The organism is Collinsella sp. CLA-ER-H11 (assembly GCF_040092445.1).
In the GTDB taxonomy this organism is placed as follows: Bacteria; Actinomycetota; Coriobacteriia; order Coriobacteriales; family Coriobacteriaceae; genus Collinsella.
The window spans coordinates 14,537-28,516 of sequence record NZ_JBBNLN010000008.1 but is presented as its reverse complement, the minus strand read 5'-3'; the positions used below and the strand labels follow the sequence as shown (position 1 = coordinate 28,516).

General features: G+C 58.7%; 16 protein-coding genes. 7 read left to right on the top strand and 9 right to left on the bottom strand.

What is annotated here, in order from left to right; all coding sequences use genetic code 11:
- Positions 1-34: 34 nt before the first annotated feature.
- From AAAX35_RS06895 to AAAX35_RS06880, 4 genes are all read right to left on the bottom strand, one after another.
- Positions 35-895, bottom strand: coding sequence for an ABC transporter substrate-binding protein (locus AAAX35_RS06895; protein ID WP_035138867.1), 861 nt, complete (start codon positions 893-895; stop codon positions 35-37).
- Positions 896-1,042: 147 nt separating this feature from the next.
- The gene (locus tag AAAX35_RS06890; protein ID WP_349117161.1) at positions 1,043-1,909 is read right to left on the bottom strand and encodes a deoxyribonuclease IV; all 867 of its coding nucleotides are present in this window, start codon (positions 1,907-1,909) and stop codon (positions 1,043-1,045) included.
- Positions 1,910-2,061: 152 nt separating this feature from the next.
- Positions 2,062-3,081: a Gfo/Idh/MocA family oxidoreductase gene (locus AAAX35_RS06885; protein WP_349117160.1), complete on the bottom strand. Its 1,020-nt coding sequence runs from the start codon at positions 3,079-3,081 to the stop codon at positions 2,062-2,064.
- A gap of 91 nt (positions 3,082-3,172) precedes the next feature.
- Positions 3,173-4,363 carry an aldo/keto reductase gene (locus tag AAAX35_RS06880; protein ID WP_349117159.1) on the bottom strand — a complete coding sequence of 397 codons (1,191 nt, stop codon included), beginning with the start codon at positions 4,361-4,363 and terminating at the stop codon, positions 3,173-3,175.
- 162 nt (positions 4,364-4,525) lie between these two features.
- Between AAAX35_RS06880 and AAAX35_RS06875 the strand changes: the two genes are divergently transcribed.
- Together AAAX35_RS06875 and AAAX35_RS06870 are read left to right on the top strand one after the other, a co-directional pair.
- The gene (locus tag AAAX35_RS06875; RefSeq protein WP_195232116.1) at positions 4,526-4,720 is read left to right on the top strand and encodes a hypothetical protein; all 195 of its coding nucleotides are present in this window, start codon (positions 4,526-4,528) and stop codon (positions 4,718-4,720) included.
- 121 nt (positions 4,721-4,841) lie between these two features.
- Positions 4,842-5,756 carry a ketopantoate reductase family protein gene (locus tag AAAX35_RS06870; RefSeq protein ID WP_349117158.1) on the top strand — a complete coding sequence of 305 codons (915 nt, stop codon included), beginning with the start codon at positions 4,842-4,844 and terminating at the stop codon, positions 5,754-5,756.
- 109 nt (positions 5,757-5,865) lie between these two features.
- Here the strand turns inward: AAAX35_RS06870 and AAAX35_RS06865 are convergent, their stop codons facing one another.
- The 3 genes from AAAX35_RS06865 to AAAX35_RS06855 all read right to left on the bottom strand — a co-directional run bounded on the left by AAAX35_RS06865 (position 5,866) and on the right by AAAX35_RS06855 (position 8,646).
- Positions 5,866-6,072, bottom strand: coding sequence for a hypothetical protein (locus AAAX35_RS06865; RefSeq protein WP_349117157.1), 207 nt, complete (start codon positions 6,070-6,072; stop codon positions 5,866-5,868).
- Positions 6,073-6,258: 186 nt separating this feature from the next.
- Positions 6,259-7,023, bottom strand: a complete 765-nt coding sequence (locus AAAX35_RS06860; RefSeq protein ID WP_195568303.1) for a hypothetical protein — start codon at positions 7,021-7,023, stop codon at positions 6,259-6,261.
- 312 nt (positions 7,024-7,335) lie between these two features.
- Positions 7,336-8,646, bottom strand: a complete 1,311-nt coding sequence (locus tag AAAX35_RS06855) for an O-acetylhomoserine aminocarboxypropyltransferase/cysteine synthase family protein (protein ID WP_055251414.1) — start codon at positions 8,644-8,646, stop codon at positions 7,336-7,338.
- 273 nt (positions 8,647-8,919) lie between these two features.
- On the opposite strand from AAAX35_RS06855, the gene AAAX35_RS06850 reads away from it, so the two are divergent.
- The 5 genes from AAAX35_RS06850 (at position 8,920) to AAAX35_RS06830 (ending at position 12,442) form a co-directional block, all read left to right on the top strand.
- Positions 8,920-9,822 (top strand): LysR family transcriptional regulator, encoded by a 903-nt coding sequence (locus AAAX35_RS06850; RefSeq protein WP_152067913.1) that lies wholly within the window; start codon positions 8,920-8,922, stop codon positions 9,820-9,822.
- 48 nt (positions 9,823-9,870) lie between these two features.
- Complete coding sequence (gene rnhA / locus AAAX35_RS06845) at positions 9,871-10,407, top strand: ribonuclease HI (protein WP_195239164.1); 537 nt, start codon at positions 9,871-9,873, stop codon at positions 10,405-10,407.
- A gap of 73 nt (positions 10,408-10,480) precedes the next feature.
- Positions 10,481-11,587 carry a Gfo/Idh/MocA family oxidoreductase gene (locus tag AAAX35_RS06840; protein WP_349117156.1) on the top strand — a complete coding sequence of 369 codons (1,107 nt, stop codon included), beginning with the start codon at positions 10,481-10,483 and terminating at the stop codon, positions 11,585-11,587.
- Positions 11,588-11,589: 2 nt separating this feature from the next.
- On the top strand, positions 11,590-12,000 hold the full coding sequence (locus AAAX35_RS06835) for an acylphosphatase (protein ID WP_195239166.1): 411 nt from the start codon (positions 11,590-11,592) through the stop codon (positions 11,998-12,000).
- Between the two features lie 61 nt (positions 12,001-12,061).
- Positions 12,062-12,442 (top strand): transcriptional repressor, encoded by a 381-nt coding sequence (locus AAAX35_RS06830; protein ID WP_172677978.1) that lies wholly within the window; start codon positions 12,062-12,064, stop codon positions 12,440-12,442.
- Between the two features lie 77 nt (positions 12,443-12,519).
- Here AAAX35_RS06830 and AAAX35_RS06825 read toward each other — a convergent pair whose 3' ends face one another.
- Together AAAX35_RS06825 and AAAX35_RS06820 are read right to left on the bottom strand one after the other, a co-directional pair.
- Entirely contained in the window at positions 12,520-13,317 is a 798-nt protein-coding gene (locus tag AAAX35_RS06825) for an HAD family hydrolase (protein ID WP_195239167.1), read from the bottom strand.
- 82 nt (positions 13,318-13,399) lie between these two features.
- The gene (locus tag AAAX35_RS06820) at positions 13,400-13,978 is read right to left on the bottom strand and encodes a hypothetical protein (RefSeq protein ID WP_349117155.1); all 579 of its coding nucleotides are present in this window, start codon (positions 13,976-13,978) and stop codon (positions 13,400-13,402) included.
- Positions 13,979-13,980: the final 2 nt, after the last annotated feature.

Genomic DNA, 13,980 nt, shown 5'->3' with positions numbered 1-13,980 from the left:
GCGGAAAGGGCCCGCGAGCAATCAAGTAGCTATTTTACTTGATGTTGTACTTAGCCATGAGGGCGTCAACGGTACCGTCGTCGGTCAGGTCCTTGATGGCCTGGTTGATGTCGTCCTTGAGCTTGGTGTTGCCCTGGTTGATGGCGATGGCGTACTCCTCGCCGGTGCTGATCTGTTTAATGGTCTGGCAGGTGTTGAACTGCTCGGCGGTCAGCTGGCTGGCAACGGAGCGGTTGGTGACTACGGCGTCGCCCTTATCGGACTGCAGGGCGCTGAAGCACTCGGTGGCGTCCTTGTAGGGGACAATCTTGGCCTTGGGGAAGTTCTCCTGGGCAAAGGACTCGGCGGTCGAGCCAGACTGGACGATGATGGTAGCATCGGCGTTGTTGAGCTTCTCGCTGTAGTTATCGGCCGTGATGTCGGTGTTATCGACCTTGGTCACGATAGCCTGATCGTCCATGTAGTAGGAATCGGAGAAAGTGACTTCCTTCTCACGCTCGGGCGTGTCGGTGATAGCCGCGATGGAAACGTCATACTTGGCGCCCGAAGCGACGCCCGGAACCAGCGTGTCAAAGTCATTGTTGACATACTCGACATCCAGGCCCAGCTTGTCGCCGATAGCCTTGATGAGCTCAAGGTCAAAGCCCTGATAATCGCCGTTGTCATCTTTGTACTCAAACGGAGCGTACTCGGCAGAAGTGCCGACGGTCAGCGTACCGTCCTTGACGAGCGCGTACTCCTTGGAGCCGTCGACCTTCTCGACCTTAGCGTCGTCAGAGCTGCTGGAACCGGCATCAGAACCAGAGGTGGCGTTGGACGAGCCGCAGCCCGTCAGAGCGAGGGCGAGCGCCATAGCACCCGTGGCGGCAAATGCGCCAAGCTTCTTCAGCTTCATAATCAGTCTCCTTCCAATGACCCCACGTGATTCAGAGGTCTGCAAAAACTGAGGGTTATTATGCACCCGCTTGGAAGAATCTGCTATTAGAAAACTGATTGAAACAAACCCATAACGTGAATGTAGCACTCCAGTTTATGGCAGCCTTTACTGCTGCAATGACCTTAACAGTTTGATTTCAGCCGCATAACCTGCAAGTTCGTTCGGAGTCTCCAAAATAAACGGCAGCGAACGCAAACGGCCATTCGATACAATATTCTGTATAACCTGCATACCGCCACCAAATTCCTCGCTGCCAAGGTATCCCTTGCCGATGCACTCGTGACGATCTTTATGGGCGCCACAAGGGTTCTTCGAATCGTTGATGTGTACGGCATGCAAGCGATCGATACCCACCACGCGGTCGAACTCGTCGAGTACGCCGTCCAGATCATGGATGATGTCGTAGCCGGCATCGCTCACATGGCAGGTGTCCAAACAAACGCCCAGCTTATCGGACAGCTCTGGGCACTTGGCGGCAACGCCCTCGATAATGCACGCCAGCTCCTCAAAGCTGCGGCCCACCTCGGTACCCTTGCCGGCCATGGTCTCGAGCAGCACCGTCGTCTGCTGGCCCTCAAACATCACCTGGCACAGCGTGTCGACAATCATCTGAATGCCGACGTCTGCCCCCTGTCCTACATGCGCACCGGGATGAAAATTGTAGTAGTTGCCGGGCAGTGCTTCCATGCGCTGCAGATCCTCGGCCATGGCCTCCAGGGCAAACTCGCGCGCTCGCTCCTTAGCGGAGCAGGGGTTATAGGTATACGGGGCATGAGCCACGAGCGGGCCAAAGTCGTTTTGCTCCATAAGCTCGCGCAGGGCCGCCACATCATCCATGTCAAGGTCTTTTGCCTTGCCACCGCGCGGGTTGCGCGTAAAGAACGCAAAGGTATTGGCACCAATGGACAACGCCGTCTCCCCCATTGCCCGATAGCCCTTCGTCGTCGAAAGATGACATCCGATTGTCAGCATCTCCAGCTCCCCCTCATCAGTTGCGGTGAAATACGGTCTATTGGTGCCCTATTTTGGCGCAAACAGACCGTATTCCACCGCAAGTTATAAAAGGGGCATCAGGGGCGAAGGCCTCCAAGGCATTCCAGGCGCTGGCGCCATGCCCCCACGCCCTAAAGTTTCAAGCGAATCGCATCGATGATGTGTGCACAGCGCTGCGTGGCGGCAAGGGGCATGACGGGACTCTCGAGTTTCCCCACCTGAATAAGCTGCGTCGCATGCTGGATTTCGCCGTAGAAATCATCGATCTCAAACGGGGCATTTATTTCTAGCGTTCGACCGTCGGAGTACTTCACATGAGCGAGCTCGGGGCGATGGAGCCGCTCGATTTCCAACGAGCCCCGCTCACAGGCAATCGTTAAGCGGCTTTCATATGTTGCATTGCCGTCGCACACCATATGAATGGGTATACCGCCGACGCTCATATGGATCTCGTCGGCCCAATCGACGCGGCCGCCCGATACGTCACGCCAGCGAACTTCACGGGAAGAAACCTCGCACGCGCCCGCGAGCAAATCCTCAAACCAACCGACTGCATAGCAGCCCATATCATATAGACAGCCGCCCTGCAACGGATCAAGCAGATAGCCCGAAGGAGGCTCGCCGTAATCGAGCTTTTGCACGCTTTCAATCGAGACAATACGGCCAAGCTCACCCGACGCAAGCAAGTCCTTCACGCGAGTGCGCATCGGGCAAAACCGATTCTTCATCGCCTCCATAAACAGCACGCCGCGCTCGCGAGAGGTGGAAGCAATCGAGAGAGCCTCTTCCTCACTCAAAACGGCCGGCTTTTCGCACAGCACGGCCTTTCCGGCGCGCAGCGCGCGACAGGCCCAACGCGTATGCATGCCATGCGGAAGAGCCAAGTAGATTGCGTCGACATCGGGGTCGGCAATCAGCGCGTCATAAGCCGCATCGCCGTTATCATCGGCCGAGGCATGGCTATGCGCAGCATCGATCGAAAACGCTCGGGAAAATTCCTCGACATGTGCAGGAGTGCGGCCGGCCGCAGCCACCAGCCGTGCCCCGTCGACCTTCTTGAGCGACGAAGCAAATCGATGAGAGATGTGCCCAGCGCCCAAAATGCCCCAACGGACCTCACGCGAATCATTGCGTAAGCCTCGGTCACCCACGATAGCCTCCCATCAGTTGCGGCAAAAAAGTTCCTGCTATCGCCCTATTCTGCCGCAAACAGGGACTATTCCATCACAAGATATAAAAGGGTCATGAGGAGCGAGTTTTGCTGAAGACTTTAAGCATGACCGTTACGGGGCCAGGCTGGAAACGTCGGCGCACGTCATCGAGACGCTCGGGGATATCGATATGCTGTGGGCAGTGGCGCGCGCATTTGCCGCATTTGACGCAATTGCTCACCAGCTTGGCCTCGCTTGTGCGCACCGCGCTCGCCGTAAAGTACTGCGATAGACCCGTAAACCAGCTGTGCGCATAGCTCACGTTGTAGGCGGCAAAGCAGCCGGGAATATTGATGCCCTTGGGACATGGCATGCAGTAGCCGCATCCCGTGCAGGGCACGCGATTCGATTTTTCAAACTCATCCAGCACGTGCGCGATCGTGTCGAGCTGGTTGGCAGTCATCGAATCCGGCAGGGCCCGATCGGCCAACACCGCGTTCTCATCCACCTGCGCGATATCGGTCATACCCGAAAGCAGCATCGTCACCTGAGGATGATTCCAGACCCACGAAAGACCCCAGGCGGCAGGAGTGCGCAAATGCGGGTCACGGGCACTATCGAGCACAGCGCGGGCCCGTGGCGGCAGCTTGCCCGCTAAACGCCCGCCCAGCAGTGGCTCCATCACAAACACCGCGAGGCCTCGCTCGGCGGCGGCCATGAGCCCCGCTGTTCCCGCCTGATATCGCTCTCCAGCGTAATTGTACTGGATCTGGCAAAAGTCCCACTCATATGCATCGAGCATCGTCAGGAAATCCGCCGCGCTGCCGTGGTACGAAAAACCAATCTGGCGAATGCGCCCCGCCGCCTTTTGACGCGCGATCCAGTCCTCGATGCCCAACGCCACCACACGTTCCCACTGGGCGGGCGAGGTAATGTTGTGCATGAGGTAATAGTCGATATGGTCGGTCCGCAGGCGGCGCAGTTGCTCGTCGAAGAACCGGTCGAAATCCTCCGCGCATTTGCACGAAGCATGCGGCAGCTTGGTTGCGAGCAAAACCTGGTCGCGCAAGCCCAGGCGCTCAAGCGACGCACCCACACAAGCCTCGTTGCCGGGATAGAGATAGGCCGTGTCCAGGTAGTTAATCCCCTGCTCCACCGCACGGGAGATGATGGCGTCGGCAGTCTTCGCATCCGGGCGTCCCGGCGCACCGGGAAACCTCATGCAGCCCAGCCCCAACGCCGAGATACGGTTGCCGCTTTTGGGGTCAACGCGATATTGCACGGCCCCTCCCCTCCCATCGAAGCCTTGACAAGGCGAAACAAACCCGTCACGTCATCGAAACACATCGGAATCGCAATCGAGAACGTATCGTAACGCAGCAGAAATCAGGCCGTCACGGCACCGCTTTAACATCAGCAAAAAGCCCGATGAAAGGAGACGAGCGTGACCACACGCGAGGACGCCTACCCCTACCCCGGCGAGCAATACATCCTCTCGGTCGACCGCTATCAGATCGAAGTCATGGACCATCTAAACGAGCTTCCAGCCACGAGCGCCGTCATCTTCTGCACCTTCCCCAAGGTCCGCGATGGCGTCGGATACCCCGCCCGCGTCTTTGCGGTCTGCCCCGCAGTGTAACGTCCAGGCAAACGTTTCTTTTTTATAACAGCCGCCCCGCGCACCCATCAATCACCCCGGCAGCATACAATCCATCAGGCGCCCCTTACGCGGGCGCCTTTAATATGGGGAGATGATTCACATGCAGATCAACAAGGTTGCCTTTATCGGCAAGGGCGGCGTCGGCCTGCTCTACGGCAGCATGATTGCCAAGGCCCTCGGCAATGACGCCGTCGAATACGTTATGGATGACGCCCGTTTTGAGCGTCACGCGGGCGATGCGCTCACCGTCAACGGAAAGCCTTGCGATCTCACGTCCGTCCGCGCCAGCGAGGCAGCGCCCGCCGATCTGGTCATCCTGACGGTCAAGACCACCGGTCTCGACCAAGCACTCAAGACTATGGAGCGTGTCGTGGGACCCAACACGCTCATCGCCTCGCTGTGCAACGGCATTACGAGCGAGCAAAAGATTGCCGAACGCTTTGGCTGGAAGCATACCGTTCTTGGCATCTGCCAGGGCATGGACGCCGTGTTCCTCAACGGCGCGCTCACCTTTACCAATGCGGGCGAGATCCGCTTTGGTGCAGCCGCCGGCACCGACCCCGCGACCGTCGCCGCTATCGACGAGCTCTACACGCGTTGCGGCATCGCCCATACCGTCGAGAGCAACATTGCGCACCGCATGTGGGCCAAACTCATGCTCAACGACGGCATCAACCAGACCTGCATGGCTTACGGCGGGACCTACGGAAGCGCCACGGAGCCGGGCTCCGAGCAGCGCCGCTGTTTTGTCGCCGCCATGCGCGAGACGCTTGCGGTTGCCAACGCCGAGGGCGTTGAGCTGACCGAGGCAGACCTGACGCAAATGGTGCACCTCATCGAGGGAATCGACCCCGCCGGTATGCCCTCGATGGCGCAGGACCGCATCGCACAACGAAAAACCGAAGTCGAGGAGTTCGCGGGCACCATTTGCCGCCTGGCCGCCAAACACGATATCCAAGTGACGCAAAACGATTGGCTCTACCAGAGGATTCGCGAAATAGAAAGCAGCTGGTAGTGCTCGGCATACTGCAGCCAACAGATCCAATGGCAAAGCCGCCGCAAGGGGCACTCCCCTCGCGGCGGCTTCCTTTTTCATCTTTGGCCAAAAATCAGCTTCACAACGGTTAGAGCTGCGACTCCGACGCCTGGTCCTCATCGTCGCGACAAAGGACTACGCCCGCACTTCCCAGCAGCGCGGCCGCGATCAACGCGCCGACCACAATAGAGGCAGCCCCACAAAACCCCTGCACACCTGCGACGAGCGCGGCCGTAGGACCAAGGCAACCAAGCGTCAATGCAATGGCGGCAACGGCGATATCTCGAGCGTTCACAAGACCACTTCCTCCACGAGAAAGACCTTATTTCTCAAGAACCAGTGTGCCCCGCATCCATACGCCCAGCGTACCGCCACGGTAAGGGCTCTGTTAACTCAAACGCATACATAGAACGGACGTCCTTACGTTGCCCTAAAGCTCGGTAAAGACACCCGTCCGCCAAATATCCGTGATGCAGAAAAATTACCAACCGGTGTAGTAGTCGGTGGTTCCGGCAGCGCAGCCGGAGTCATAGACCTTGCAATCACCCTTGGAGCCCGTAAAGGTCGAGCCCTGGGCCATATCGCCCGCGGCAACAACGTAATAGCCGTCGGAATCGCGCCAGAAGCCCTCAGAATCCTGAGTCCATTCGCCCGTGCGATAGTGATAAAGCACATTGCTGCTGTAATAGGTCTCGCGGCGCCCGTTGTAGTTATTGACACCCGCAGAGCGCGTCAGGCCCGATCCGTTCGTGCAGGACGCGGCAGACGCGTAGGACGGAGTGTAACCGGCGTTGTAGTACGAAGCCTCGGCAGCCTCCGCCTCGGCGGCAGCCTCGAGCGCTTCGCGCTTGGCATCCTCAAGCGCAGTGCGCAGCTCATCGAGCTCGGTCGACTTGGCGTCGACCTCCCCCATCGTCAACAGGCTACCCGCACCGTCGATACAGCCCTGCAGCACAGCGCGCTCGTCATCGGTGGCATAGTCGCCATACATATTCATGATGATCTGAGCGCGCATCTCCAGGGAATCGCGTTTGGCCTCCATCGAGGCGTTCCACTCCTGCATGGAACCATAACCATCGCCGCGATAGTCAACGGGCTGTACCAGCGTCGTCTCGGACGGCGTAGATCCAACCGTATCGGACAATGTTGCGGCGTGGGCATCAGTTGCACCGGCGCCCGCCAAAAGTGCCACGGTCAGAGCGGCGGAAAGAGCGGCGGCTTTCGGTTTTCGTGAATCGATCCTCATGTAGCTGGAAACCTCCGTAGTGCGTTTTTGCTGCGTTTGAGCTGCGTGTGATTCGATCGCGCTGCATAGTACCCCGAGCAAATCGCGACCTGCGGTTTTACTCAAAAGGCGCACGTCAATTGCGTAAAACTCACATCCTCTCAACAGGAGTTTTCCACAACTCGAATGCATAAAGCGTGTCAAAAACCCTGTTTTTGCGCCCTCTCTATGCAAAAAAGGCGCCTGTGCAACTATTGTTCGCACAGGTGCCTTGAGCAGGCATTTTATGCAGTTATACCTATCGAGTCGCAAGGGGTCCTTGCACAAGTCGCCTTACTCGTCCAGCGCGGCGAAAGCCTGCTTCAGATCCCAAATGATATCCTCGGCGTTCTCGGTACCGATGGAAAGACGGATCGTGGAGGGCGTGATGTTCTGCTCGGCGAGCTCCTCGGCAGACAGCTGGGAGTGCGTGGTGGTAGCCGGGTGCACGACGAGCGACTTGACGTCGGCCACGTTGGCGAGCAGCGAGAACACCTGCAGATGATCAATGAACTTCCAAGCTGCCTCCTGGCCACCCTTAATCTCAAAGGTAAAGATCGAGGCACCGCCGTTGGGGAAGTACTTCTGATAGAGCTCGTGATCGGGGTGCTCAGGCAGGCTCGGGTGATTCACCTTGGCAACATGGCTGTCACCAGCCAGGAACTCAACGACCTTCTTGGTGTTCTCGACATGACGGTCAACGCGCAGCGACAGAGTCTCGGTGCCCTGGAGCAGGACCCAGGCGTTGAACGGGCTGATGCAGGCGCCCTCGTCACGCAGCAGGATGGCGCGGACATAGGTTGCGAAGGCGGCGGGACCGGCAGCCTCGGCAAACGAGACGCCATGGTAGGAGGGGTTGGGCTCGGCGATCTGCGCATACTTGCCGCTCGCCTTCCAATCGAAGTTACCGCCGTCGACGATCACACCGCCCAGCGAGGTGCCGTGGCCGCCGATGAACTTGGTTGCGGAGTGGACGACGATGTTGGCACCATGCTCCAGCGGACGGAACAGATACGGGGTGCCGAAGGTGTTGTCGACGACAACCGGTAAACCGTGCTTCTTGGCGATCTCGGAGATGGCGTCGATATTGGGGATGTCGGAGTTGGGGTTGCCGAGCGTCTCGAGATAGATGACCGTGGTGTTGTCCTTGATGGCCCCCTCGACCTCTTCCAGGTTATGGGCATCGACGAAGGTGGTCTCGACGCCAAACTGGGAGAGCGTATGCTCCAGCAAGTTGTAGGAGCCACCGTAGATAGTCTTCTGGGCAACCACATGGTCACCGGCCTGGGCAAGGGCCTGCAGGGTATAGGTGATGGCAGCAGCACCGGAGGCGACGGCAAGACCTGCCACGCCACCCTCGAGCGCGGCGATACGATCCTCGAAGACGCCCTGGGTGGAGTTGGTCAGACGGCCGTAGATGTTTCCGGCGTCGGCAAGACCAAAGCGGTCGGCGGCGTGCTGGGAGTTGCGGAACACATAGCTCGTGGTCTGGTAGATAGGCACGGCGCGGGAGTCGGATGCGGGATCGGCGCTCTCCTGGCCAACGTGAAGCTGCAGGGTATCGAAACCAAAGGTGTGCTCGGGGTTGTTGATGAACTGGCTCATGATGATCTCCTTGATCGAACAAAAGTAAATTAATTAGAGAGAAGTAAGTCGCTGTCTCCTGATCACGCCGACGGGCGCAAACAGGAGCCCGGCATTCGTCTTGGTAAGCAATTCATATGCGGGCCTCCTTTCGCATCCCGGTTTCGTGGTCGGTTTAATTACCTACCGCCTTTGTGTGTTTTGAATAGTACGAGCATTGTTTCGCTCGGTCAATCACTTAAAAGCGCTAACCTGTTATCGGTTTTGCAGATAACGCTCGAAAGGACGGCGCCGATGACCCTCCAGCAGCTTCGTTTTCTGATCGCCGTGGCAGAGTCCGGCTCAATCAACGCCGCAGCTCAGCGCCTCTATACCGCTCAGTCCAACATCTCAAACGCCGTCAAAAGCCTGGAGCAGGAACTCCACCTGGAGATCTTCACGCGCTCCAGCCGCGGCGTCACGCTCACCAACGACGGCACCGAGCTTTTGGGCTATGCGCGCCAGGTCGTAGAGCAGGCCGACATGCTCGAGGCGCGCTACGAGGACGGCGGCACCCCGCAAGCCCGCCTCGCCATTTCCGCCCAGCACTACGCCTTTTCGGTCGAGGCCTTTGTCAACGTGGTCGAGCGCTGCCGCGACAGCAAGTTCGAGTTCATCATGCGCGAGACCACCACATCGCAGATCATCGATGACGTCCGCGCATTTCGCAGCGATATCGGCATTCTGTATCTGGATGACTTTAACGCCCGCGTTCTGCAGAAAGCCTTCGCCGATGCCCGCGCAAGCTTCCATCCCCTCTTCGACGCGACGGTCCACGTCTTCGTTAGCGAGCGCCACCCGCTCGCACGCCGCCCTCAGCTGTCCCTTGCCGACCTTACACCCTATACGCGCTACAGCTTTGAGCAGGGAACCTCAAACTCCTTCTATTACGCCGAGGAACCTTTTAGCTATATCCCTTGCGACCGCAACATACGAATCTCGGACCGCGGAACACTTACTAACTTACTTATCACGTCGAACGGTTACACCCTGTCGACCGGTGTCCTCTCCAATGAAATGCAATGGGGTATGGCATCGATCCCGTTAGCAGACGCCCCAACGATGCACGTAGGCTATATCATGCACAACGAGCGCAAGCCCTCTTCCCTCTTGCAGCAATACCTCGACGAGCTCAACCGCATCATCCATGCCAACTAACCGTCGGAAGACGGGGTAGAAACCGTAGATTGCTAGCCCCCGGCGGGCATGGCGCTACAATGGTCACTCACACGAAACGTACCCAACGAAAGGAACCATGTGAAGGTCATCATCTATACCGACGGCTCGGCCCGATCAAATCCGGGACGCGGCGGCTACGGCGCCGTACTTAAATACACCAACCCCGCCGGCAAGACCTTTACCTCCGAGCTTTCGCGCGGTTACGCCAAGACCACCAACAACCGCATGGAGCTCATGGCCGTTATCGTGGCGCTCGAGGCACTCAACCGCCCTTGCGAGGTCGAAGTCCATTCCGACTCGCAGTACGTCGTCAACGCTTTCAATAAACATTGGATCGACGGCTGGAAAAAACGCGGATGGAAAACTGCCAACAAGCAGCCCGTCAAGAACCGCGACCTGTGGGAGCGCCTGCTTGCCGCCAAGAGTAAGCACAAGGTTGAGTTCATCTGGGTTAAGGGACATGCCGGCCACGAGCTCAACGAGCGCTGCGACGAGCTCGCCACCACGGCGGCCGACGGCAGCAACCTCGATATCGACACCGGCTTTAACGAGAGCGACCTGTAATAGCGTTTTCGCGCAGCTTTATATCCCCACGCGCTACACTCATCTTGTAGACCAAACAACGCAAGGGGGACGTATGCTGCGCATCGCGACCATTGGCACATCCATGATCACCGACGACTTTATCCAAGTCGTCAACGCCAACGACCAAGCCGCGTTTGTGGGCACGCTTTCACGCGACGCCAATCGCGGTACTGCCTTTACCGCCGAGCGCGGTGGTGAGCGAAACTTTACGTCGCTCGATGAGCTCGCGGCAGCCGCCGCCGTCGACGCCGTCTATATCGGCAGCCCTAACGCACTTCACTACGAGCAGGCCCTTGCCTGCATCGCCGGTGGCAAGCACGTCATCGTCGAGAAACCCTTCTGCGCCACCGAAGCGCAGGCGCTGGAAGTCTTCCGCGCTGCCGAGGCAGCAGGTGTCGTGGCTCTCGAGGCCATGCGTCCCCTCCACGATCCCGCCTTCCACGCCATCGAGGACGCCCTGGGCGAGATCGCCCCCATCCGCCGCGCCTCATTGCGCTTTGGCAAGTATTCCTCGCGCTACAACGAGATTCTCGCGGGACGCGCCACCAATATCTTCGACTGCAATATGGCATCGGGTTCCCTCATGGACATTGGCGTCTACGCCGTCGAGCCCATGGTCGAGATTTTCGGCATGCCTTCCGGCCTTACGAGCATGACTACTCTGCTCGACCCCACCACGCGACAGCTCACGCACGGCCCCATCGACGGCTGCGGTTCCATCCTCGCCAGCTATGGCGGAGGCCGCATCTCCGTCGAGCTCGCGCACTCCAAAATTACGAATGACCTGCTGCCCTCGCAGATCGAAGGCGAGCACGGCACTATCCAGATCGACCATCTGTCCACGCCCCGCAACGTCCGCATCGACTATCGCGGCGATGTCGTACGCGGCTCGGCGACCGAGGCACCGCGCGAACAGGGCGACGACGGCCGCGTGCTCGACCTGCCCAAATCGAGCAACACTATGGAATACGAACTCGCAGACTTTATCACCGCCATCGGCGGCATCGATAACGTCAAGGAAGAGATTTGGGAGACCCCGGCGGGACGTCACGAGCTTGGCCACTACCGCGATGTCACGCTCGTCTCACTGCGCATCATGGATGCCGTGCGCCAGCAGGCCGGCATTACCTTCCCGGCCGACGCAGGCAAGCAGGCATAGCGATGGGCCTCTTCGATACGTTCTTCTCCAGCGTCACCGGCGGCAGTCGAGAGCCTCAAAAACCATCAAACGTCGAGCTCGAGCTGCGCCGCAGGCTTACCGTACTCGCAAGCGACGAGGCCACTCAAGACACTCCCCTGCGCTATTTCCTGCGCTGGGCGGGGCAAGTCCAAGGCGTTGGTTTTCGCTTTACCAACACCAACCTCGCACAGGCACGCGCACTCACCGGCTGGGTGCGTAACATGGAAGACGGCTCAGTCGAGATGGAGATACAGGGAGATCCGGCAAACGTCCTATCTCATCTCGAGGCGCTTCATGCCTCCTACGAGCGCATGGGAACGCGTTTTCGCCTCGTAGACGCCCAGGCCCGAGCCCCACTTGCCAATGAAGACGGTTTCAGTCCTCATTATTAGTATTGTGTGCTAAATACGGTATCATTTACCTACGACCGTTAATAGAAAAGAGGCGAGGCGCATGGCGGTGCAAAGAAGGAATACCAGGCAGCGAAAGCTGGTTCTTGACGCCGTGCGCCAAAGCTATAACCATCCCACCGCCGACGAAATCTACAACGTCGTGCGCGCGCAGGATGACAAAATCAGCCGCGGTACGGTCTACCGCAATCTCAATCTCTTGGCCGACGCAGGCGAGATCCTCTCCATCAAGACGCCGGGCGGCAGCCGCTTCGATCGCACGATCGAGCCGCATGCGCATATCATCTGCACCTCGTGCAGCCGCGTCATCGACGTACCGCTCCCCTTCGATGCCCAGCTCGACGCCAAGGCGTCCGAGCAAATCGGCTGGCACGTCACGTCGCACTACACCATCTTCGAGGGTCTCTGCCCCGACTGTAGGTAGATGTTCGGAACATGCCTTAAAATCCACCTTTCCGCGCTTTGCAGCAAAAAATAGATTTCTAGGCATGTCCCAAATATCTACTCAGCGAGCAGGCGATGCAATTCCTCTTCGACCGTGCGCACGTAGCGGACGCGGTCGTTAATGCCACGCATAGAGGGGTTGCAGCTCTCCATCAGATAGGGATGGCCCACGACGTTGAGCATGTCGCGGTCGTTTTCGTTATCGCCAAACGCCATCATCTCATCGGGCGAAATACCCAGGGCGCGACCGTAATCGGCAAGCGCGGAGCCCTTGCCCGAACCAAAACCGATAAAGTCCGTCCATTCGGTTCCCGACGTCATCACGTCAACACGGTCGCTAAAGAGGCGCTCGAAATACTCCAGGGCCGCCGGCTGATTCACCTCGGGCGTCTGGAAGGCAATCTTAATGACGTCCTCTTCGATATCCTCGGGGCGGTCGACCACCGCCACATCGCAGTGGACCTCATAGCGCAAATGGTCGACGAACGCATCGTTGCCGCTCATGGTGTAGAGGTGACCCTCACATGAAAGGGTCACGTCGGCATGGGGATACGCAACCACGGCATTCGCGATATCCATAGCAAGGCTACGCTCCATGGAACGCTTGACAGCGGCACGTCCCTCGCTCATCACCAGGGCTCCGTTTTCGCATACATAGGCGAGCTCATCGGCCACCGGGGCAAACAGATAGCGCAAGCTCGCATATTGACGGCCGCTCGCCGGCATAAACACGATACCGCGACGATGCAGCTCATCGATAAGCTCAAAGGCCTCAGGACGCGGCTCGCGCTCCCCCGGATGCAGCAACGTGCCGTCCAAATCGCATGCAATCAGCTTGATTCCTTCAAGACCCATATGTTTCCCCCACAGCATCTCAACAACAGAAAGACGGACTTTGAATAGTTGCCTCTCAAAGTCCGTCTTACTTATACGCACGTTAACCACGCGCCTTCTTTACGATCGTAAAGTCTGGAGCCATACTCACAACGGCATCCGCCGCACTCGACGCAAAGCGCCGGTCCGAATCGAGTTCACGGGTAACCGTCGAGAGCCGAACGCCCTCGACGCCCCGGAGCATGCGGCCCAAAACAGGCTGTACCGGCGTATACATGCGCACGGTATGCTCGTCCGAATCGCCTCGGAAAAGCGGCGCATGCATATTGCCGATCTCCCAGCACGCATGCGCGAGCGCAATCGGGTCCATGCGGTCAACTTCGACCAAATAAACCTCGGCGCTGCGCAGGCGCACGACAACCGCCACGGGCACCACGCCCGAACGGTCGGCGGCGAGCACGTCGCCGTCGACAAGACGACCGCCGTCGGCAGTATCCAGCCGAACATCGACCGTGCGCCCCAGCTCCGTCACGCCCACAAACGCGCATACATCAGCCTGGTCCCAATCGAGCAGCAGCTCGTCAACTTCAAAGACGCCGCCCAGCTTCCGGCGAAGCAGGAGTTCATAGGACGGATCGTTGAGATTTCCCAAGCATGTCGTCGAAACCAAGCGCTCAGGCATAC

Bases quoted from the DNA above. Each gene is read 5' to 3' on its own strand.
- AAAX35_RS06890 (WP_349117161.1), bottom strand. From the start codon at position 1,909: ATGCTGACAATCGGATGTCATCTTTCGACGACGAAGGGCTATCGGGCA.
- AAAX35_RS06860 (WP_195568303.1), bottom strand. From the start codon at position 7,023: ATGAGGATCGATTCACGAAAACCGAAAGCCGCCGCTCTTTCCGCCGCT.
- AAAX35_RS06830 (WP_172677978.1), top strand. From the start codon at position 12,062: ATGGCGGTGCAAAGAAGGAATACCAGGCAGCGAAAGCTGGTTCTTGAC.
- AAAX35_RS06820 (WP_349117155.1), bottom strand. From the start codon at position 13,978: ATGCCTGAGCGCTTGGTTTCGACGACATGCTTGGGAAATCTCAACGAT.
- AAAX35_RS06855 (WP_055251414.1), bottom strand. From the start codon at position 8,646: ATGAGCCAGTTCATCAACAACCCCGAGCACACCTTTGGTTTCGATACC.
- rnhA (WP_195239164.1), top strand. From the start codon at position 9,871: ATGGCGCTACAATGGTCACTCACACGAAACGTACCCAACGAAAGGAAC.
- AAAX35_RS06840 (WP_349117156.1), top strand. From the start codon at position 10,481: ATGCTGCGCATCGCGACCATTGGCACATCCATGATCACCGACGACTTT.
- AAAX35_RS06870 (WP_349117158.1), top strand. From the start codon at position 4,842: ATGCAGATCAACAAGGTTGCCTTTATCGGCAAGGGCGGCGTCGGCCTG.
- AAAX35_RS06850 (WP_152067913.1), top strand. From the start codon at position 8,920: ATGACCCTCCAGCAGCTTCGTTTTCTGATCGCCGTGGCAGAGTCCGGC.
- AAAX35_RS06895 (WP_035138867.1), bottom strand. From the start codon at position 895: ATGAAGCTGAAGAAGCTTGGCGCATTTGCCGCCACGGGTGCTATGGCG.
- AAAX35_RS06825 (WP_195239167.1), bottom strand. From the start codon at position 13,317: ATGGGTCTTGAAGGAATCAAGCTGATTGCATGCGATTTGGACGGCACG.
- AAAX35_RS06835 (WP_195239166.1), top strand. From the start codon at position 11,590: ATGGGCCTCTTCGATACGTTCTTCTCCAGCGTCACCGGCGGCAGTCGA.